Origin of the sequence: Belliella marina (assembly GCF_042682445.1) — a bacterium.
Classification (GTDB): Bacteria; Bacteroidota; Bacteroidia; order Cytophagales; family Cyclobacteriaceae; genus Belliella; species Belliella marina.
The window spans coordinates 1-21,627 of the sequence record NZ_JBHUHR010000033.1 but is presented as its reverse complement, the minus strand read 5'-3'; the positions used below and the strand labels follow the sequence as shown (position 1 = coordinate 21,627).

Here is a 21,627-nt window from a genome sequence, read left to right as displayed (position 1 = left end):
ATTAAAAATTGGCGTTTAATTTAAAACCGAATGGCAAAGTCCATGGCATCACATTCTGAAGCTCAATCCCCTGTCTGAATAAATTTGCGGAATCACCTTGTTTGGAACCAGTAGCTTGAAAAGCCCTTTCCGGATCAATCCCTATCTTGGATTTGGTCCATAGCATTAAGTTTCGGGTAAATACTGAAACATGAACATTTTGAAAGCCTGGCACTTTTGGAAATTGATACCCTATAGACAATTCCCTCAATTTCAAAAACGACGCATCAAATGTCACCTGTTGGTTAAATCTCCAAGAGAAAGCAGATGCTATTGGATGTATTCTTGTTCCAGGGCCGCCGAGATGTTCTACATATTCACCTTCGGCATTTCTTATTACTCCCGGTACAAATACCCCATCATTGCCTTCTGGCCCCATATTGACGGGAAGTCCTCCTGCATAACTGTCATAGCCACCCACTCTTGGAAAATTTCCATTGGATGGGATAATATATCTATCGGGATCGGATTTGAGCAATGCTATCAACTCTTCCTCTGAGTACAATCCACCCGGAATCAACAAGTCCATCTGCCTTTTTGATTTCCAGTTAGATTCCCCATACCTGTAGGTAAAAGACATGAAATCCCCGCCAAGCCTCAAATCAAAATTGGCATCCAAGGTCCATCTTTTATATTTTAAGGAGGTCTGTAGGCCTATAATGGCATCGGGATTGAAATTACCAACCTTTTTTCTGGTATCCCTTCCGTTGAGCAAAGTCCATGATCCGTTGTTGTCCAAGATAGGCCATTTATAATAAGGTGAGTTGGGATCTTCCACATAAGCATAGCCCCTGCTCCATAAATCTCCTATCTGACCTCCTACGAAAGTGGATGCACCGCCATCATTGTCCTCCCAAAGGACCAAAAAGTCCATCCCATCAGTCAATTTCTCCAGCTTGGTTCTCATGCGGGTGAAATTCGCACCAATGTCCAAAGTCAAACCATTTTGGTTACGGATGGGAGTTGCTCCCAGATGAATCTCCCAGCCTCTACTGGATATCAAGCCTGCATTGATCTGTCTTTGATTGAATCCGGTAGATTGTGGTGTTGGAATGTTCAATATCTGGTTTTCATTTTTCTGGTAAAAATAGGTAGCTTCCAAACGGATCAGGTTATTGAACAAATTTAGATCCAACCCATATTCTTGGGAGGTGTTGATTTCCGGCTTTAAATTGGGGTTTAGCAAAGTCCCGGGATAATTCGTGGTTATCAAATCCCCCCAGTTGGATGTCCCCAAAACCGGTTCGAGCGCATAGGGGTTTGTATCATTCCCCGCTTGTGCAATACCAGCCCTGAATTTCAACATGGAGATATTGGAAGGCAAGTCAAAAGTATAATTTGCCAGCCAGCTTAAGGACGCCGAAGGGTAAAAATAAGACCTGTTTTGGGCAGGCAAAGTGCTAGACCAATCATTTCGAGCTGTCAAATCCAAATAAACTTGGTCTCTAAAGCCCAATGAAGCTATTCCAAATACCGAATAGATTGATTTCTCAGACGAAAAGTTGTTATATTGAAGTCCTGCATTTGGGATATTGCTGACTCTGTACAGTCCAGGGACTATAAGGCCCGCATTACGGGCACTCCCCATATAATTATCCTTATACATCTGCCTCATGATATTTCCTCCACCTGAAATAGACAGACTGATATCATTGATTTGTTTGGTATATGTGGTCAGGAATTCGATATTGGTTTCAGTCCTTCCCATGTCCTGCAAATGGAAAGCACCGTTACGCTCCCTGGTGTATGACCATGGGATCTTGGTTTCCCTATTTTCTGTATAGGTATCCATGGTCATGCGTAAATGGGAAAATAGCTTTTCGTTAAACTGATAATTAAGCTTTACATTCCCGAATATCCTATCCCTAACAAAAGCGTTGTTGATCCCATAAGCAATGAAATATGGGTTGTCATCATTTGGGGAAACTGATAATTGCTGGATGTGTTCCTGTCCCGGAACCCAAATATCCCTTAATTCCCGAATGTCAACATGGGGCCAGTTATACACTGCTTCTAGGGGATTTGCTCCTCTGTTGCCAGTTGCAGCCCTGTTATTGGAATTGGATCTTGTCAGATTGATATCCGTATTGAAGGTCAACTTGTCTGTAATCTTGAATGAGTTGGACAAAGACAGGTTGTTTCTAAAGAGATCCGTGTTTGGGATCATGCCATTATGGATCATGTTGGTAAAACCAAACCTATAAGTTGCCCGTTGACTGGAACCTGATACCGATATGGAATTGGTAGAGGTAAAGCCTGTCTCAAGGAAGTTTTTCATATTGTCTGGATAAGAGCGAAGTTCTGTAGGCGTCCTGTTGCCATCTTCTCCGATGGGGCTATTCCACTGTACAGCAGTAATTCCTGCATCTAGTCTTGGCCCTACCCAGGCTGCAGACCTTTCATCCAAGAGGTTGGGACGAACGCCAGATGCATGCATATAATGAAAGTCCAAATACCTATAGGGCCTTTCAAAGACATTACTGGTGGTAAAGTTCACCTTTATTGGTTCACCTGCTTTCCCTTTTTTTGTCGTTACCAGGATTACCCCATTTCCAGCTCTAGATCCATAGAGAGCAGCAGCACTCGGTCCTTTCAATACTGTTATTTCCTCTATATCCTCTGGGCTTAAGTCGGAAATTGGGCTACCATAATCTACCTCGTTTCTATCACCCATATTTCTGATGTTGTTCATTGAGTTGGAAACAGGCACTCCATCGATTACAAACAAAGGCTGGTTGTCACTAGTCAAAGAAGTGGCACCTCTAATGACAATATTGGTAGAGGAACCAACCCCACTCACTTGGTTGACAGTCACCCCGGCTACCCTTCCAGCCAAGGCATTCATAGGGTTCTCCTGCACCACCGTCCTGAGTGCATCTCCCTTGACTTCCCCTACTGCATATCCGAGAGATCTTTTTTCCCTTTCTATACCAAGGGCAGTAACTACAACTTCGCCCATTGCCTGTATGGCTTCAACAAGCTCGATCTCTACCCTACTCTGGTTTGCCAATGAAAATTCCAAGGTTTCAAACCCTATGTATGAAAATACCAATACCGGATTTGGGTTTCTCAACAAAAGTGAAAACTCACCATTGATGTCTGTTACAGTACCATTGCCCGTATTTTTTTCCATTACCGTCACACCTGGCAAAGGCAGCCCGTCCTGTGCAGAGATTACTTTCCCTGCCACCTGTTGCTCTGATTGCTGCATTTCCATCATTCCGAAAGAATAAACCTCAGACCGGCCAATGGCTAGTAGCCCCATCACCAAACAACAAGCCTTTATGGAGACCATTCTGGAACAGCATCCCAATAAAGAATTCAATAAGTAAACAACGTGTTTCATAAGCTTATTAGGTTTGAATTTTGATTAATTGGTTTTCCTTAAACTTGATTATTTATTCTGTTTGTGTTTTCGACTTTGCACAGACCGTCAAAATATTCCTGGAGGACTTTTTGATAAGCCACTCCTTGTACTGGATCTTCAAAAGCATCCAAAACCATTTCAAACTCTTCCCTTGTCAATTCCCCATTGACTAGCTTCTGAATCATCTCTGATGGGCTATGTTTTTCCATTTTCAGGTCTTTCATTTGTAGTACCTGAGATCTTTCCGAAAAGGCTACTCATTTATTTTTTATTTTTTTCAATAGCCTATTTTCTGGTTTATTGGGTATTCATTTGGTAGCCAAACTCCCATTGCCATGAAAAATAAATTGTCCTATCCCCTGCTGTTCATCAATCTCTTGCTATCAATCTGCTTGGTTGGGTGTCAACCCAACCATGTGGAGTCGATTTCTGTGGATACAGCCATGGATAGTATCGTATCAAGACTCTATTTGGAAAAAGATTCTGAGGACCTATCCCAATTAAATCACCGGGATGTATTGGATTTTTTAAGGGATGAAGAAAAAGATGCCTTGGCAAGAAATTATTGGGTGTTTGGGGTCAACCAACCAGTAAGGGTATCACTTATGAGGGACAAAGCACAAAAGGAAATCCCATTTTGGCTTTCAGAATCGGGATTCCAACTTACCGAAATGGTGGTAAAAAATGAACATGCTACCTACGAGGTTTGGCAAAAGCATTTTGAAAAAGGAATGGTAAGGCTGGGTATCAATGGTTTTGACATGCACCGCCCTGTCTATTTTATCAGCGTAACTCCTATTGAAAAAATAAATCCATTAGAAATAGACCCAGTATTTCCGGAAAACCAACAATTCCAAACAATGGAGGAAGGTGCATTTACCTACCATGACTGGGATGGCCTCAAAATCAAGGAAGTTCCCGCATCGATGATAGGAGAAATTCTGTTTACCACTATTCGGGGAAGGGCAAGGGAAGCCCATTTACTGGATGCTTTCCGAAGGACGGAGTTTCCTTCCGGCAACCATGCAGATCAGCTCCTATTAACCTGGGAGGGTTCAGCCCGATACAGCATCAGTATCCAATGCAGAACCAACCCACAGGCAGGCAATGTAAGTTTGGAGTACTGGCAGAAAGGCAAAGCCCAAAAGCAGATTTCCCAGGCAGAGCAGTTTCTGATGGAAGACAGGCTGTTGGTCAATGACCGGTATATCAACAGAAATACATTCAGGTTAGATTCCTTACTGCCAAACACAGTATATGAATACAGGATTATAACGGAGAACGGGAATTCTTCTGATGTTTTTTCATTCAAAACTGCCCCCGACAGTATTGAAGATTTTTCTTTTCTATGGTTTGGGGACATGCACAATGACATGAAAACAGGGGGAATGTATCAAAAAGCATTACACAGATTCCCTGAAAGTGCTTTCGTCTTGAATTCCGGTGATCTTGTTGGAACGGGCTTATACCGAAATGACTGGGACCAATTTTTTGGTTCATTGGGTAAGGCAGCCGCACAAACGCCATTGATGGCTGTGCCCGGTAACCACGATAGCCAAGATGGTCTTGGTGCATGGATGTTTAGGGAAATGTTTGACTACCCCAAAAATGGACCTAACAAGGACTTTGAGGAATTCACCTATCAATTCTCCTATTCTAATGCACTGTTCATAATGATCGATGGCACCTTGCCGATAAAGGAACAAACAACCTGGCTGGAACAAACCCTGAAGTCCCATCCTGCCAAGTGGAAAATATTAACCATCCATTTCCCTCCCTTCAACTCAAAGGAACCTTATGAAGATATCCAAAGAGAGTGGTTGCCTATACTTGAAAAATATGGGATAGACTTGGTTTTAAGTGGACACTTCCACTACTACATGAGATCCAAACCATTGCGTGAGTTTTATGACAGCAAACATCAAACGGTCTTTGTACACAGTGCTTCCACCAAAGGAAAAGGATACGAGGGTGAAAAAAGCAGGGGGGATTTCGCTGCCATCGAACTGCCCAATGACTATATGTATCAAAAAATCGACATTTCTTCCAATACGTTAAAGTTGCAGGCCTTCGATTTCAATGGCAAGCTCTTGGATTCATTTCAGTTAAAAAAGTAGTCCTGACCATGCAACTTAAAGAGACATTGACAAAAAAAGGAACAAGGGAGTTCAGGGAATTCGCTTATATCCAAAAAACTTCGAGGGTTTGAACTTTATCACCATTGGACTGTACCCCCACAGACCAATCCACCAAATTGGATACCCCTCGAAGGTTTCTCACTTTGTAATTGTTAAAAGCAATTTCCCTGCGAAGGTGTTTGTCTATCTGTAAAAAATAAAATCCCTGCTTACTTGACAAAAGGCAAAACAGCAGCATACTAAAAATCAGATGCTTCCGAAAATACTTCAAGCCGGTTTTTCTGCATCTCTTGCCTTCTATATTCCACAGGTGTACAGCCCATTACCTGTTTAAATTGCCGGGAGATATTTTTACTGTCCGGCAATCCCATATCCAAAGCAATTTCAAATATAGTCAAGTCTGTCTCTGCCAGTTTTTCTGCTACCTTTTCTATTCTCAAATCGGAGATATATTTATAAATAGGTTTTCCTGTAATTTCCAAGAATAGCTTTTCCAATGACCTTCTAGACATCGGCACTTCTTTGACAACCTCATCTACCTGGAGGGATTTATCGATGTTTTTGTGGATAAAATCCAATGTTTTGGCAACGTAACCATTGGCAGAGGCATAAATATCTGTTGAAGACCTGGTCACCACCTTAAGCGGCGGAACGATGATATCCCTATTGAACTGGCTTTTATTTTTGATCATTTCTGCCAAAATCTGCGCCGCTTGGTATCCTCCATATTCAATATCCAAAGAGATACTTGATAAAGGTGGGTCTGACAATTCACAAAGCATCACATCATTATCTACTCCCAACACGGCAATATCCTGGGGGATTCTAATTCCAATCTGCTTGCAGGCCTCTGTGATATGTCCCCCCTGATTGTCGTCACATGCCATCAAAGCAATGGGCTTGGGCAAATTTAGGAGCCAATTGCTCAATGAGTTGCTTTTATAGTACCACACATCAGTGGATCTGGCTTTTTTATGTTCAAAATAATGCACCTGATAGCCAGCATCATTGATGGTTTTTTCAAACCCTTCAGCTCTTTCCCTTGACCACACGATATTGTTGAACCCATAAAATGCAAAATGATAGTAACCTTTTTTCAAAAAGTAATCTGCACCAAGTTTTCCGGTCTCTCGGTAACTCCCTGTTATGTTGGGGATTTTTCGAAACCGCTCCTTGAAATCCTGTACGATCACAGGAATTCCGGAGTCCAAAAAATCCGATTCCATTTCATTGTACAGTTGGCCAATGATACCATTCGCTCCCCAATCATGTGCCCAATCTATAATTCCCCTGGTCCCCATCGTTTCCCTGTAAAACAAGGGCATCCTGCAATAAGACCAAGGTCCAAACTCAGAAGAATATCTTGAAATTCCTTTCAAGAGACTTTTGCTATACTCTTCTGCAAAATCCAAAAGCAATATTACTTTATACATGTCCTGGGTAAAATGCCAATGCAGGGAGTGCTGCAATAGCGGGTGTTAATGTTTTCTTATTTATTTCAAAAAGGCAAGCAAAACAAGATGATTGGTGATTTAACACCATCTAGACCATACCAATCAGCTTTACAACACCTAGTTTCTTTAGCGTATTTCCACAGGTAAAGCTATTAAAAAAAGTCAATCCAATACAGAAAATCCAACGCAAGAGACTGGCATAAACCACTAAATAACAAAAAGATAACATTAGAAGATGCCACCCAACATTTCCCAAACAAAGACATGGATATTCGTAAGGGCAAATACAAAAGCCAAAGTCATTCCAGTCTTAGTTTTAATAAAACACAATTCTCAAGTAGTCCTTCACCACTAAGTTGCAGTATATAATAAAAGAGCCAAAACTGAAAGTCTGCATGAGCGCAAGGTAATAACAAAGCTTCTCGATCCCTCCAATTTAAATTTCACTCCACATGAATATTCTGTCAATTAGATTTCACCCATAACAGCCAACAAACCCCACCATAAAAAATTGAAAATCTTATATTTATAAAAACATACTGCTTGAATAGTGAAGAGCCCCATTAAAATTATCAATCCAAGTAAATCCAATTGCTATGAAAAATAAACACACCTTATCCATCCTGACAGCATGCTTCTTTCTATTATATGGGGGAGCAACCACACATTTATTTGCCCAGGCGACATATGCCGAAAAACTAGGCTGGGAAAAGGGACAAAAAGTAATAATTTTCCATGTTGATGATTCAGGTATGTCTTATGAATCCAATTTGGGAACCATCAAATCCATGGAAGAGGGTGTCGCCACTTCCTGTAGCGTCATGATGCCTTGTGCCTGGTCAGCCAGCTTTGTGAATTATGCCAATAAAAACCCTCAAATGGATGTAGGTGTCCATTTAACCCTTACTTCTGAATGGAAAGATTACCGATGGGAACCATTATCGGGCAAGGCTTTGAGCCCCTCACTTCAAGATCATGAAGGAGCTATGTGGAATTCTGTAGAGCTTGTTGTCAAGAATGGCAGTCCGGAAGAAGTCTATATTGAAATGAAAGCCCAAGTCGACAGGGCAATCAGTCTGGGACTCAAGCCCACCCATTTGGATTCACATATGGGTACGCTTTTCGCACATGAGCCCTTCCTGGAAAAGTACATCCAAGTCGGTGCTGAATACGGTATTCCGGTGATGTTTCCAGGTGGCAACAACAAACTTCTGGAAGAGAGCCTTAATTACCCTATCGTTCAAAAACTAAAAGCAGAGGGGAAGTACAAGGAAGGAATGCAGCTTCCTGAGCAAAAATTATTGAAGAACACCACTCCTGTAGGGCAAAAAATATGGTCTTTGGGATTGCCTGTTTTGGACGATCTTCATACCGTCAGCGGAAAGTGGAAACCTGAAAAGGAAAACTATACCCTTGAAGAATTAGGCCAACACAAGATTTCAGAAATAAAAAGGGTGCTTGAAACGATGGAGCCTGGATTGTTGATGCTCATCGTCCATTGCAATGAATATTCAGAATTTTTTGACAGGATATCCGGTTCCGGTGATTCCAGGTATGCAGACATGCTTGCGATGATTGATCCTAAATTGAAAAACTACCTTCAGGAAAACAACATCATCCTTACTACTTGGAGGGAAGTTATGGAAAGAAGAAAGAACTCCAAACAATAAACCCTGATGAAAAACTTGATTTACTTTGTCTTACTATGTGTCATTTACGCCTGTAATCTGAAAAATGGAAACCAGTTGCAAGAAGAAGCGAAGTTTTATGAGGATGAATTATTTCTCCAAGACTATGCCATCAAATATCAATATCATGGAAACGAAAACCTCAAAGGGCTAGAGCGGGAAAGCAACGGAAATATTCAGGTGCTTGCAGGAACAAAACTCCTCAGTCCTTCGACCGGAGAATTTTTGGTACCTGGAAAACTCCTTGCCAACAACTACTATCTGCCCATGGCCGAAAAGCAGGTACTTGCAATTTCCTCGTATGATTCCCAGGTTTTCTACCTTGATTCCCAAGCTGTTTTTTCCAATAGCTATGCTGGTACTGTATTTATACATCACCATTTGAAAAGTCCTTCAGCCTTTGCCGTAGGGAAGGATTTTAACTTTTCCATCGCTGAGGATAATAGGGTCAAATTGATCAGGGAAGGCATGGATAGCCAGGAGCTACTCCTTCCCGATGGCCAAAAAGTCCTGCAATTGAAATACCATCCCGCTACCAACAGTTTTTGGGCATTAAGCAAAAAAAATCTCTATAGGCTAGACTTTGAAGTTGAAAAAGCCATGAGCTTTGCCATGGCAGATAGCCTTACTTCTTTTGACTTGGATTCAAGTGGTAGCAGGGCATTGATAGGTTCAGAAAATGGCTTTTGTGAAATCCCCCTCACTTTATCAGAAAAGGAAATAATATGGCAACGTAAAATCCCATGGACAGAAATCACCACAGTGTCCTATTCCGGGGAAAAATTATGGTTCGGAACGACTAAGGGTGTATTCAGTATCTCCAGAAATAAGGCGGGGGTGGAAGCGGATATTTCATATTATTTCGGTGAAAGGTGGATTTTGGGTGATCGCGTAATTGCTATCAATACCGAAAATGAGCAAGAAATTCTGATCCTTACAGAGGCTGGGCTATCCAAAATTATTTTCGAGGAGATGACTATAGCCCAAAAAGCACAGTATTATGAAAAGCAAGTCCGGGAAAGGCATATTCGATACGGATTCAATTCGGGCTTATTGCTTTACGAAAAAGGAAATATTTACAATGCCCGCTTGAAGGACTCAGACAACGATGGGCTCTGGACAGCCATGTATTTGGGAGGACAGGCTTTCAGATATGCTGTTACCAAAGATCCTGAGGCGCTTCAAAACTGTAAAGAATCCCTTTTGGCTATGGAAAGGCTATACTCCATCAACCCAGTACCCGGTTTCCCTTCACGTTCCTTTGAACGAAGTGGTTATAGCAATCAAATGTCTGACCCTGAAAGGTGGCAGCATTCCGAAATACCGGGATGGGATTGGAAGGCAACTACCAGCAGTGATGAGGCAATAGGACACATCTTTGCATTCGGTGTATTGGCAGAAATAGTAGATGATCCATGGATCAAATCCACATCCATAGCACTGATTGACACCCTAATGACACATATTGTTGAAAATGACTGGTACCTGATCGATTATGACAGCAAACCTACATTATGGGGTAAGTGGAATCCCGAATATGTCAACAGTTTCCCAGTACAGGTTGGTGACAGAAAACTCAATTCCTCAAACATCATCGCCATGTTACAGACTGCCTATCATTTTACTGGGAAAGAGGTATACAGGGAAAAGGCATTTGAGCTGATGAACGAACATGGCTATTTGGAAAATCTCACGAGGTCTATGGATCACATTGGTAGGACAGAAAATGGAGATGACCAGTGGGCTGACCTGCTTTCCCAAGCTTGGAACCATTCTGATGACGAAATGTATTTTTTGGGTTATTGGGGACTTTACAGATATGCTTTCAACGACACCCTTAAAACACAATACAAAAAAGCCATCATTGATCACTGGGAGGCTGAAAAGCCGGAAAAAGATGCATTGTGGAATATTTTTACAGCCATGGTCCAGCCTGACAACTTTGATTTGGAGGAATCAATTTGGTTTTTGAAAAAGCATCCTATGGATCTTATCAATTGGAATATCAGGAACAGCCATAGAAAGGACATCGTACTTGTCCAAGACAATTTCAGAAAACAAAGTACAGAAATGGTTTTGCCCCCATCAGAAGCGGTTGTTGGAAAACACAATTCCAACCGGTTCAAATTGGATGGAGGAAATGATGGAATGTCTGAATACAGTGCTGGAGATATTTGGTTGCTCCCTTATTGGATGGGCAGATATCTGGAAGTCATCCGATAATGATATTCCAAAGAAAACGTGATTAAGGCAGTCTTTACCCAAAGGCTGCCTTTTCAATTAAATTTTTATTTCCAGAAATCCAAGCAACAAACATTAATTTTTGGTTAACCCAACATCCAAACACCCAGTCAATTTTAAGAAATCATTCTCCAGGTATTATATTATTGTTACTTACAAAATTTTCGCAATATGAGGATAATTATACGTGATATGCGTTAAAAAACAAGGGTATTATATCAAAATTTCATCTGTCAAATTCAATCCGACTGCCATGATACCCCTTGATAATAATACCTTCGAACAATTTAAAAACGGAAAAAAGCAAGCCATTGAAAAAGTATACGAGATCTACAAGGTCCCAGTGATGCGCTTTGTACAGTCCTTTATAAAGGACAGGGAAGCAGCAGAAAACATATTCCATGAAGTCTTCCTGAAAATTATCCAAAAAAAGGATTCCCTATCCTTGGAAGCCGGGTTCCAGGCCTATTTGTTTACAATTACCAAAAATGAAGTTTTCGATTATTTCAAAAAGCTCAAATCTGACTCTAAGAAGAAAGAAGCTTATTGGCTGGAGTACTATGGACAAGAGGAATCTACCCTTGAAGAAGGCTCACAAGAAGATATTTATGTGAAATTGGAAAAAGCCGTTCAAGGATTGTCTGTCAAGAGGAGGAAGATTCTGGAGTTGAGCTATTTCGAAAACCTGTCATATATTGAAATTTCGGAAAGGCTGGATATCTCAAAAAACACCGTCAAAAACCAATTGGTAAAGGCAAGAATGATCTTAAAGAGTCAAGTATTTTAGTTATATGAGTAAGAGAAAAATGAAAACTGAGTTAAAAACATGAAATACCATCAACTATTAATCCTGCTTCCCATCATTTCCTTCTTTGAAATACAGGGAGCAAATGCCCAGAACAATTTACCAACATCTACACCTGACAGGATCACCCTCCATTTGGGGGAGGATCCTGAAACCGCTTTTTCGGTTGGATTTAGAACTTCCACGCAGGTGGAAGAAGCTTTTATTGAAATCAGTACCGAAAACAACAGCCCCGAACTCGGTGAAATTCTCCCCACAAAGAAAGCTGACAGAAAAGTGTTGGATTCAGATGGGGTTGAGGCACATTATTTCTCGGTAAATGTCACAGGACTGGATCCGGGGAAACTATATGTCTACCGGGTAGGGAGTGAAGATGCATGGAGTGAATGGCATCAGGTCAGCACTTCATCCAAAAACATGGAAGCTTTCTCCTTTATCTACCTGGGGGATATCCAAAACGGAATTAAATCTCTGGCTTCAAGAGTGGTAAGAAAAAGCTTGATGCATCAGCCATCAGCCTCGTTTATGCTCTATGCAGGTGATTTGATCAACAGGACCCACAACGACCATGAATGGGGTGAATGGTATGGGACGGGAGGCTGGGCACATGCACAGATCCCCATATTGGCAACCCCAGGAAACCATGAATACACACGGGACGAGCAAAGGAATCTTCAATTGGACAATCATTGGGACAAGCAGTTCAATTTTCCAAAGAATGGCCCCATCCCCCACCAATCCTCTGTCTATTACCAAGACTTTGGCAATATGCGGATCATCTGTCTGGACTCCCAGTTGATTATGTTGGACTCTGTTTCCAGGCAAGTCCAAAGGGACTGGTTGGAAGAGGTATTGAAAAACACAGAAAACCAATGGAAAGTAGTACTGATGCATCATCCAGTATATTCAGTGAGCGATAAAAGGGACAACCCAATATTAAGGGAACTCTTTCAACCCTTGTTTGAAAAATACAAAATCGACATCGTATTTCAGGGACACGACCATACCTATGGAAGGGGTTTTAAACCAGATATCTCCCAAGGAGCTTCCAAGGGGCCTATGTATGTGGTCTCCGTAGCTGGGCCAAAAATGTATACGCCTTCATTGGAACGTTGGATGGAAAGGGCCGGTGCCAACATCCAACTATATCAGATCATCAGCATCAACAAAAACCAGTTGCAATACGAGAGTTTCACAGCAGATGGCAAAAAGTATGATGGTTTTGACTTGGTAAAAAGTCCCGATGGAAACATATTTACAGAACATGGGAACTTGGGCCCAGAGAGTACCCAACTGCCAAAAGGCAGGTTGGAAAAATTGAGCCCAGAAGATGTTGCTACGTACAATAAATTATATGGGACGGATTATTAAGAAGCTTCCAAAAAGGAAATAAAAATTTCAATAAAATAAGGAGGCACGGAATCATCCGGCCTCCTTAATCTTATTTTCTATCTACATTCCACCTATTTTTTCAGTAGTTTTCCTTTTATCGAATCTGGGATTTTCCCATCAAAACCTTCAGGATCAAGCTTGAGCAATTCGGAAATTATCGGTGCAAAGTCTATCAAACGAACATTGTCAACAGGCTTTTCCAAAGAATGATTCTGGTTTCCATAGATGATCATCCCTGTTTGGATATTCTTGAAATCAGGAAAATAACCGTGGACACCACCGGAAGAGGCGCTGAACAGTTCTTCATTCCAAGAAGTCCCAAACTTATAGCCTTCTTTGGCTGCAAGTGCCAATACTGCATCGGGATGTGCCCCTGCTTCCAGCAATTTTTGCTTGTCGAGGATTTCAAAACCAGAACGGATTTCCTTTGGCAATTCCTCCAATGCTGAGACTATCTTACCGAGTAGTGCTTTGTCGTTTTTATCTTTGAGGTGCAGGAAGGTACTTCCTGAGGAGCTTTGGAAAAATGCTTTCCAATTTTCCCTTTCGATATCATCCCCTATCAGACCCAATTGGCTCAAAAGTACATTGGGTTGGATAGCATGGTGGATATCCACAAATCCATGGTCACCGATGACCATTACCACGGTCTGGTCGGCGATTCCAGCCCTTTCTATGGATTCCAAGATATGGCCTACCGTTTGGTCTACAGATGCCAGAGTCTGTCTGATCAATTCAGATTCCCTTCCCTTCTTATGCTGTGCCCCATCTGTGTGAACCAGATGGATGGTAGAGAGATTTGGTTTGTAGGTCCTGAGGACATAGCCGAGCATCCTGCTGTGGTTTTGGTCCATCACCCTAAACCCAAGGCTGATGTCTTCTGCCAAAAGTTTACCCGTAGCATTGTATTCTAGCTCTTCAAGAAGGTTAGATGGGTTGTTCCACTTCCTGATGGCAACGGTCCTGTCATTTGGGGCTTCACTAGCCCAAACTTCCGGGATATTGTAGTCAATCGGGGCTCCGGCTGTCACCGGCCAGCTAAATGCTGCCGAAGTCATGCCCTTCTCCCTTACTTTTTCCCAAAGTGTTTTGGTCTTCACATCCTTGTATTCCATAAACCATTGTGACCTGAAGGTTTCTGGATCAAGGTCCATATTGTAATAGATCCCATGGTTTACGGGCAGTTTGCCACTGATGATGGATGTATGGGAAGTGTAGGTTGCCGTAGGAAATACGCCATCTACCCCAGAGGCGGCAATCCCATTTTTTGCCATATATTGGATATTGGGAGCTGGCCAACTTTCGTCCAGATAAAACTCAGGCCGAAGGCCATCTATTGAGATCAGGACTACATGCTTGATTTCGGGGATTTCCTGGGCATTTGCGAAATGTTGAATAGATAAACATATCAACAAAATGATTATTGGATTTTTCATGGTTTTCAGAAGAGTGGGATGACTAAATCAGACTGTTTATTGGTAACCAGAACTTTGTTCATATCGTGTTTCATGGTGACATTTCCTGTAACAGGGTCAACAGTAAAGTCATCCATTTCAAGGTTTAAGGGAATAAATGCAGGCATCATTGTAACCAGATGTGATTCATTCACATTGCTGTTGTTGTTGAACTCCAATTCTGAGATTGGAAAACGGATGCCCAGGTCTGTCATTCTTCTGCCTTCGGCAAAAAACACTTCCTGTCTGATCAGATAGGTCAGGTAAAGCAGCTGATCGACAGTTGCAGCATGGTTGATATCTGCTACCGTCACATGTGTCCCTGAGACACTGAAAGCGTTGATTTCCCCAGCTTGTCTGTCCAGCACCAAACCTGATTTCCAGGGGCTGTTGGCATCAAACCTGACATCCACTTCTGTGAGTGGATAATCATTTCTGTTCCCACCATTTCTGGTTTCCCTGGAATCATCCAATGTTGTTACTGGCCTTTTGCTGACCACATCTTCCACCAAACGAACCAGAAATGCCTTGGCAGTTTGGATATCGGAGTCTGCCAATGCTACTTCGGAAAGGATCAGGAATGCCTCCTCAGCCTTCAGGATGCTGATTGGCTTTTGGTCATCTACGATCACGGAAGTGAGGTTGAAATATTTTGGATCGAGAAAATCCAACCTTGGAAGTGGTGCAAACTGGTTGATTGTCCCAGAGAAAATGGCATTCTGAAAATTGTTGCCAGGCCCTGATTGTGTACCGTAAAACACCTGTCTCAACAGTAGGGGATCTGCATCCGTTATTTTCAAGGCTGCAGTGCTCGCCGCAGTTTTGTTACCCATCCTATGGTATGCTCTGGCAACTGCCAAATCACAGGAAAGTTTGTCTTTTGCATCCGGATAGCTGTTCTGGGCCACTGTGAAATATTGGATGGCTTTTTCCAGGTGCTGTTGTGGACTTAGGACGGCGCCATTTGGAGCCTCCGGCATTGCCACATAGAGTTCCCCAGCCAAAAGGTGTGCATAGCCCATGTAGAAATTGCATTCCGCCAGTTGCAAGGGGGTTGACTCCGGGTCATTTGGAAGCACCTTGTCGATTCCAAACCTGGCAGTCTCCAACAAAAGGTGGATGCTGGTCTGCACCCTTCTCACATCGATATCAAAATGGTTGATCTCTGGAATATCAAAGACCTTACTGCTTTGGGTATAGTTGTTGAAATAGTTGTCCGATACCAGTTCGGTAAATTCAACTACTGTCCCCACTGTCTGGCTGGCTTGTCTTTTTACGCCATTCATCCAGATGGTGGCTGCTTGTGGGCTGTTGATAAACCTATCTTCGGTGACATAGGGATTGGTCACATCGAATAGGTTACAGGAATTCAGGCCTGTACATGCCAATATTGCGAATGCTGTATAAACGATTGTCTTTTTCATATGATTATAATTTGTCTTTCATTGGACATATGGAATCTCGCATGAACTACATTCATTTGTGTGATTCCTGGGATCATGCTCGATTTCATAGTTTTTTAGAAGCTAAATTTTACGGAACCGATGAATTGTCTTGGTGCGGAATATGTCGCATAGGCGATACCTCCTGTAGTAGCACCACCCTGGCCTGTGGCACTGCCACTGATGGTTGCTTCCGGATCAAAGGAGGATGCCGCAAAGTTCAAAGGGTTTTGAACATTGAATCCCAAAGTCATGCTTTTGATAAAGCCTTGTTTTGGTCGGGCGATATAGTTGACCCCAATTACCCTGACTTTGATAAAATCGGTTTTTTCAACAAACATGTTGGTGAGGCCCAACCAGCCTCCCCTGCCACTTCTGTCGATTTCAGCCTGGGGAATACCTTCATTTCCCGCACCATAAAAGTACCTGAACTGGCTATCCCAATTGTTGGCAAATGCACCTTTTTGGTAATCTGCATTGGCAAAGAAGTTGAAAGCCTTAAACTCATAATTCAAGCCCATGCTTCCATAAAGGTTGGGGATGGTAGTCCCAAGGTTTTGGAGGGGAATCACTTCGTCAAGTAGGCCATCTTCCCCGAAAACAGCTTTGCTTCCCCTGATAAAGCCAACAGGAAACCCTTCCTGTACCACTGTCTGTACTGTCCTTTCGGAGAAGCCGTTGATATTAAAAGGTGCAGAACCACCGGCATTCACCACTTTGTTTTCGTTGGTATTGATGGAAAGGTTGAATGACAGGGATTGGTTTCGTTGCTGCAAGGCAATAAAGTTCATGTTGAATTCAATCCCTTTGTTGTTGATTTCACCCACATTTCTGAAGGCATCGGATTCCCCTGAAGATGGTGAGGAAGGAACCCTGAACAATGCATCGTTTGTGCTGGCATTATAATATCCAAATGAAAGTGCCAACCTGTCTTTGAATAACCCAAAGTCAACTCCAAGCTCCAATGTCGAGGTCTTCTCCGGTCTCAGGTCTGCACCGGGGGTGCCGAATACTGCTGCCTGCTCCCCAAGGTAACCTGGAAAAGCAATGGTTCTCAAGTTCATAAATGGAGTAGGAAAATTCCCCGCAACCCCGTAGTTTCCGCGAAGCTTGAGCGATGAAAGCCAGTTTACATTTTCAAAAAAGGGTTCAAAAGTAGGGATGTATGAAAAGCCAATTTTGGGATAATACTGCACACCGATATCCTTGCCGAAGGCACTGTTGCCATCCCCTCTTAATCCTAGTTCCAAAAACATTTTTTCCTTGTAGCCCAAGTTCTCCTGAAAATAGACCCCATAGTTAACCACTTCATAGTAAACCTCATTGCTTGTTTTCAAGGCTGCATCCGCAATGTTTCTTGCGCCATCCCTGATGTTGGTACCTACATAGGAAACCTGCCTGTCCTCATTCCTGAACAGTTGGCCTCCCAGTGTGCTCACAAAGCTAAAATCGCCTATGTTCATTCTATGCTGGGCGTTTGCCTCCAAGGTTAGGCCCCAAAACTTCCTGTCCCCATTGGAAATAGAACCTTGGTTTGTTGTAGGGTTTCCAGTAGTATGGGTTAGGTATTCGTTGGTTGTTATCACCTGGTTCCTGAGTGTTCTGTAATCAATGCCACCCACGGCCTTCATGGTGATGGATTCAATGGGGTTATAGGTAAAGCTCTGGGAAGTCTGGAACCTGTTTACCACGATTTCATTGTCCTGTAGTCTTTCGGCTTTTCGGACATAGGCCTTCATCCTTTCAAATTCACCTTCGGATAGATTGTCTATTTCAGGATCAAACCTCGGTTGTGGGCCTGTTGTGGCAGAGGCGCCACTTTCGGTAAACCACAAACCTGTATATCCTCCCTGGTTTCCATTCCTGTTTCTTTTGAACCTGTTGTTGATAAAGCTGAAACTACTCTCATAAATGACTTTTTTTCCCAATTTGGCACTGAATCCAGAGCGCATATCCAATCTGTCATTCTTGTTTTGGTCATAGATCTGCACCCCTTCACTGTTGAGGTATCCCATGGTAAAGCTGTAGCCAAAGCCATCTGGGGTGCTCCCGTTAATCCCCAGGTTATATCTTTGGTAGAGACCATTCTGAAACAACAATTCTTCGACCCTTTTGAACCTCAAAAAATCAGCGGTCGGTGTTTCTACCCCCACCTGTGTCCCAAAGGTCAGGTTCAGCCTTCCGTCACCCGATTTTTTGGTGAAAATCTGGATTACCCCATTTGCAGCATCTGACCCAAAAAGCGTTGTTGCCGCTCCTCCATTCACATATTCTATCCTTTCGATATTGTCCATAGGGATGTCAGCGAGTGAACTGATCCCTGCACTTTGTGCACCTCCCCCTCCGATTGTCGAAGCTGTGTTGAGGTTGTCCATCCTGACACCGTCAACATAGATCACCGGGGTTGAGTTTACAAATGCGGAAACCACCCCCCTGGCCCGGATGATGGAAGTAGCTCCTGCCTGACCGCCGGTCAACCTGATCTGTGCATTGGGGATTTTTGCCTGGAGCAATTGGTCAAATCTTGTTGCGGGGAATTTTTCCAATTCCTTGCCACTCACACTGACCACATTGGTAGACAGCCTTCTTTTCTGTATGCTCATCCCCTGTCCAGTTACCACTACCTCGTCAAGGGAACTGGTATTTTCCATCAGGATGATTTCCAGGTTTGGCCTGTCGACTCCTATTTCAGTACTTTGGTAGCCAACAAATGAAACCAAGAGCACTTCTCCCGTGCTGAGATTCAGACGAAACTTACCATCCAAATCGGTCACCGTTCCATTTGTTCCCCCTTTCACTCTGACACTTGCCCCGGGAAGGGTTTCCCCCTGTCTTGTTTTGACCACCCCCTCGACTATTTCCCTTGCTTTGGCAGTTTTGCTCAAGGCGATCTGTTTGCCCTTCACCTGATAGCCCAGGTTCAGTTGGGCCTGGAGGTTTTTGAGAACATTTTCCACTTCCATCCCATCTCTGTCAAGGATGACATTCCCCGATGGTTTTTCCGAATAGATAAACAGGTATCCAGAGTCCTTGATGATGGCCTCAAGCACCTCAGAGACATTGTAGGAACCTTTTGCTAAAGATACCTTTTCTGACAGACTGCTTTGTCCGTAAGTATTCAATGAAATCATCACAAGGAATAAATTCAATAAATAAACCTTTGACATCAAGCGTCTTTTTAAATTTTTGTTAGTTTTACATTCCATAATTAAAATCTTTTTTCTTGGTTTTAATCAGAGGTTCTTGCTTGGCAGAGCAGGGACCTCTATTGTTTTACTTTCAGTTCTTGTTTTCATAGATTGTCAATTGGTTTTCATGTTGTTCATACTTTATGTTGAGGATAAAACTTATTTGTTCCAGCAGGTCATCGGCTTCTTCAAAGTTGAAATGTCCCCCCACGATTTGGTTTTCCAGTTTGCTGTCCCCAAAATTTGTCTTGGTACCAAACTGCGCATCAAAAACCTTCATCAGGCTTACCAGTGGAATGGAATCATATCGGAGGATTTTTTCATCTGTATCCCTGTCAAAAAAGGAGAGCAGCTGATGCCCTTCCTTTGACAAGCCTGGGTTGACCAGCAGCTTTTGACCGGGTTTCATCAATATCTTCTCTTTGGTGTGTTGAGGGAAAACAGCAACAGCGCCTGTAAATAGTCCCACCTGGTATTCATTGGACAGTCTTGCATCGACATGGAAGGTAGTTCCAAGCACCTCCAGCTTGGAATCCAGAAAATGTACTGTGAACTTGCTGCCCTTGATTTTATGAACATCAAAAAAACCTTCCCCCTGGAGTTTTACCACCCTACCACCGTCTAGGACATTTTTGTAATAGGAAATTTGGGAGTTCGGTGAAAGCATGACCTGTGAACCATCGGGCAAGTCAACCATTGAGATGGCTTCCCCCATGTTTTCATAACTGCCGGCTTGGGCATAATAAAATGCCAGGGACCAGCATACCAAAACCACTGTGATGGATGCTGCCAAGCCCAAGATTATTCTTGGAAAGAAACCAATAGCTGTTTTTTCATTGGGGGGAGTGGCTCCGTTCTCCAGGTTCAATTTCCTGAAAATAGCCTCTTTGTTTTTCCCCAAACTCTCCTTGTTGCCAACCTGTGTCGATCCCACTGTAGAAACCCTTTCATAAAAAGCATCAACCAAGGATTTTTCCTCTTTGGTTGCAGTACCGTCTAGGACCCTGTTGAGGAGTTCAAAATAATCTTTTTCCGTCATCCTGTTTTATCAATTTGACTGTAGATGCATAGGGGGCGAACATCACGTACTGCAAAAAGCCAAAAAAGCCAAAAGTAACAATTTGATAACTCCAAGATGAAACAATTCCCTTAAAAAAAACAACCCAAACACCTTAAAAACAAGTCATTAAGTAAATTTAAAACAATCCAAAAAGAACGGACAACACTTAATTATTTGATAATAAATTCTATTAGCAAATCGGTTTTATCCTCAGGAAATTTGGGGAAATAAAAAATTGATGGACTACTTATCGCCTGAAAACGACCTGGAGCTTTTCCAAAAACTGCAGGAAGATGATACCAAAGCGCTTTCGCTCTTGATAGATAGGTATTGGCCTGAGCTGTGTGCCACCGCCTGCAAGGTTTTGCCTAGGGATGAGGGAGAAGACCTGGCTCAACAGGTGTTTATAAATATTTGGGAAAATAGGCACAAGCTGACGCTGAGCCATGTAAAAGGGTTTCTCCATCAGGATCTAAAATACAGAATCCTCAATACACTCAGAAAGCGCAAAGTACAACAGGAACATTTGGCATTGATGGAAAATCTTCAGTTTGTCAACAAGACAGAATTGATTATTTCTGAAAAAGAGCTTCAAAGTGAGATCAATGGAATCATGGAGAGGCTGCCCAAGCGTACCCGGGAGATCTTTATGTTGAGTAGGTTTGAGCAGCTTAGCAACAAGGAAATCGCAGCAAAGCTGAACCTATCGATCCGTACTGTTGAAAAGCAGATCAGCAATGCCATCACCAGCTTCAAGAAGCTGAAGGAAAACAACTGCTGAAAGCGCTATCCCAAAGTGAAATTTGAACCCTGTTCAAACCCTTGAGATCTTCACCAAATCCAGAAGCGCATCATTTTCGGTTGGAAGGTACCCAGACCTGGCAAATTCAGCCCAAATTCCCCGGAATTTTTTCCCTTCGAGTTCCACCTCTTCCCATTCGATCCCTTCAGTCAGCATAGCTTTTTCCCAAGTGGCCTTATCGCCAAACAACAATGGCAGGTCTATGGTATGGGTTGCCCCGAACCCGTTGGTTTTGGAACCCCATGCAATCTCATACAGGTAGGCCTTCCCTCCTGCTTTTGCATGCCTTTGTGCGAATTCATTTGAGGCCTTTTTGTAGACTTTATAGCTCAATAGCCTAACAATAACCTTCTCAAAATACTTGCCCAGGAAAGGCAGTTTTACGAATCTTTGAACAGGTTTTAGGTTAGGGATATAAATTGAGGCTTCCTGTTTGGCATAGCCTATCAACATTTCGTATTTAGTGGCAACCCTGCTCCAGGCTTCGTCGATATCAGCTTCTTTTGGCAGGGGATCATGGCCATACTGTAAAGCAAATGGCATAGCCCCTTTCAAGC

At 42.7% G+C, this 21,627-nt stretch carries 14 protein-coding genes; 6 read left to right on the top strand and 8 right to left on the bottom strand.

The window, feature by feature from the left end:
- Position 1 precedes the first annotated feature (1 nt).
- Together ACFSKL_RS11965 and ACFSKL_RS11960 are read right to left on the bottom strand one after the other, a co-directional pair.
- The gene (locus tag ACFSKL_RS11965; RefSeq protein WP_376886474.1) at positions 2 to 3,385 is read right to left on the bottom strand and encodes a SusC/RagA family TonB-linked outer membrane protein; all 3,384 of its coding nucleotides are present in this window, start codon (positions 3,383 to 3,385) and stop codon (positions 2 to 4) included.
- A gap of 38 nt (positions 3,386 to 3,423) precedes the next feature.
- On the bottom strand, positions 3,424 to 3,615 hold the full coding sequence (locus tag ACFSKL_RS11960; RefSeq protein ID WP_376886473.1) for a hypothetical protein: 192 nt from the start codon (positions 3,613 to 3,615) through the stop codon (positions 3,424 to 3,426).
- Between the two features lie 126 nt (positions 3,616 to 3,741).
- On the opposite strand from ACFSKL_RS11960, the gene ACFSKL_RS11955 reads away from it, so the two are divergent.
- Positions 3,742 to 5,523, top strand: coding sequence for a purple acid phosphatase family protein (locus tag ACFSKL_RS11955; protein WP_376886472.1), 1,782 nt, complete (start codon positions 3,742 to 3,744; stop codon positions 5,521 to 5,523).
- A 260-nt stretch (positions 5,524 to 5,783) separates the two neighbouring features.
- Here ACFSKL_RS11955 and ACFSKL_RS11950 read toward each other — a convergent pair whose 3' ends face one another.
- Entirely contained in the window at positions 5,784 to 6,977 is a 1,194-nt protein-coding gene (locus ACFSKL_RS11950; protein ID WP_376886471.1) for a DNA-binding transcriptional regulator, read from the bottom strand.
- Positions 6,978 to 7,594: 617 nt separating this feature from the next.
- Here ACFSKL_RS11950 and ACFSKL_RS11945 point away from each other — a divergent pair.
- The 4 genes from ACFSKL_RS11945 (at position 7,595) to ACFSKL_RS11930 (ending at position 13,103) form a co-directional block, all read left to right on the top strand.
- On the top strand, positions 7,595 to 8,668 hold the full coding sequence (locus ACFSKL_RS11945; RefSeq protein WP_376886470.1) for a polysaccharide deacetylase family protein: 1,074 nt from the start codon (positions 7,595 to 7,597) through the stop codon (positions 8,666 to 8,668).
- A gap of 6 nt (positions 8,669 to 8,674) precedes the next feature.
- Positions 8,675 to 10,909 (top strand): hypothetical protein, encoded by a 2,235-nt coding sequence (locus tag ACFSKL_RS11940; protein WP_376886469.1) that lies wholly within the window; start codon positions 8,675 to 8,677, stop codon positions 10,907 to 10,909.
- A 271-nt stretch (positions 10,910 to 11,180) separates the two neighbouring features.
- Complete coding sequence (locus ACFSKL_RS11935) at positions 11,181 to 11,714, top strand: RNA polymerase sigma factor (RefSeq protein ID WP_376886468.1); 534 nt, start codon at positions 11,181 to 11,183, stop codon at positions 11,712 to 11,714.
- 39 nt (positions 11,715 to 11,753) lie between these two features.
- The gene (locus ACFSKL_RS11930; RefSeq protein WP_376886467.1) at positions 11,754 to 13,103 is read left to right on the top strand and encodes a purple acid phosphatase family protein; all 1,350 of its coding nucleotides are present in this window, start codon (positions 11,754 to 11,756) and stop codon (positions 13,101 to 13,103) included.
- A 92-nt stretch (positions 13,104 to 13,195) separates the two neighbouring features.
- On the opposite strand, the gene ACFSKL_RS11925 is transcribed toward ACFSKL_RS11930, so the two are convergent.
- The 4 genes from ACFSKL_RS11925 to ACFSKL_RS11910 all read right to left on the bottom strand — a co-directional run bounded on the left by ACFSKL_RS11925 (position 13,196) and on the right by ACFSKL_RS11910 (position 20,247).
- The gene (locus ACFSKL_RS11925) at positions 13,196 to 14,560 is read right to left on the bottom strand and encodes an alkaline phosphatase family protein (protein WP_376886466.1); all 1,365 of its coding nucleotides are present in this window, start codon (positions 14,558 to 14,560) and stop codon (positions 13,196 to 13,198) included.
- A 5-nt stretch (positions 14,561 to 14,565) separates the two neighbouring features.
- Entirely contained in the window at positions 14,566 to 16,002 is a 1,437-nt protein-coding gene (locus tag ACFSKL_RS11920) for a tetratricopeptide repeat protein (protein WP_376886465.1), read from the bottom strand.
- Between the two features lie 95 nt (positions 16,003 to 16,097).
- A complete protein-coding gene (locus ACFSKL_RS11915; RefSeq protein WP_376886464.1) occupies positions 16,098 to 19,187 on the bottom strand; it encodes a TonB-dependent receptor domain-containing protein in 3,090 nt (1,029 codons plus the stop codon).
- Between the two features lie 112 nt (positions 19,188 to 19,299).
- Positions 19,300 to 20,247, bottom strand: a complete 948-nt coding sequence (locus ACFSKL_RS11910) for a FecR family protein (protein WP_376886463.1) — start codon at positions 20,245 to 20,247, stop codon at positions 19,300 to 19,302.
- A 259-nt stretch (positions 20,248 to 20,506) separates the two neighbouring features.
- Between ACFSKL_RS11910 and ACFSKL_RS11905 the strand changes: the two genes are divergently transcribed.
- On the top strand, positions 20,507 to 21,049 hold the full coding sequence (locus ACFSKL_RS11905; RefSeq protein ID WP_376886462.1) for an RNA polymerase sigma factor: 543 nt from the start codon (positions 20,507 to 20,509) through the stop codon (positions 21,047 to 21,049).
- A gap of 33 nt (positions 21,050 to 21,082) precedes the next feature.
- Here ACFSKL_RS11905 and ACFSKL_RS11900 read toward each other — a convergent pair.
- The coding region (locus tag ACFSKL_RS11900; RefSeq protein WP_376886461.1) for a hypothetical protein at positions 21,083 to 21,627 on the bottom strand (545 nt) is incomplete at its 5' end.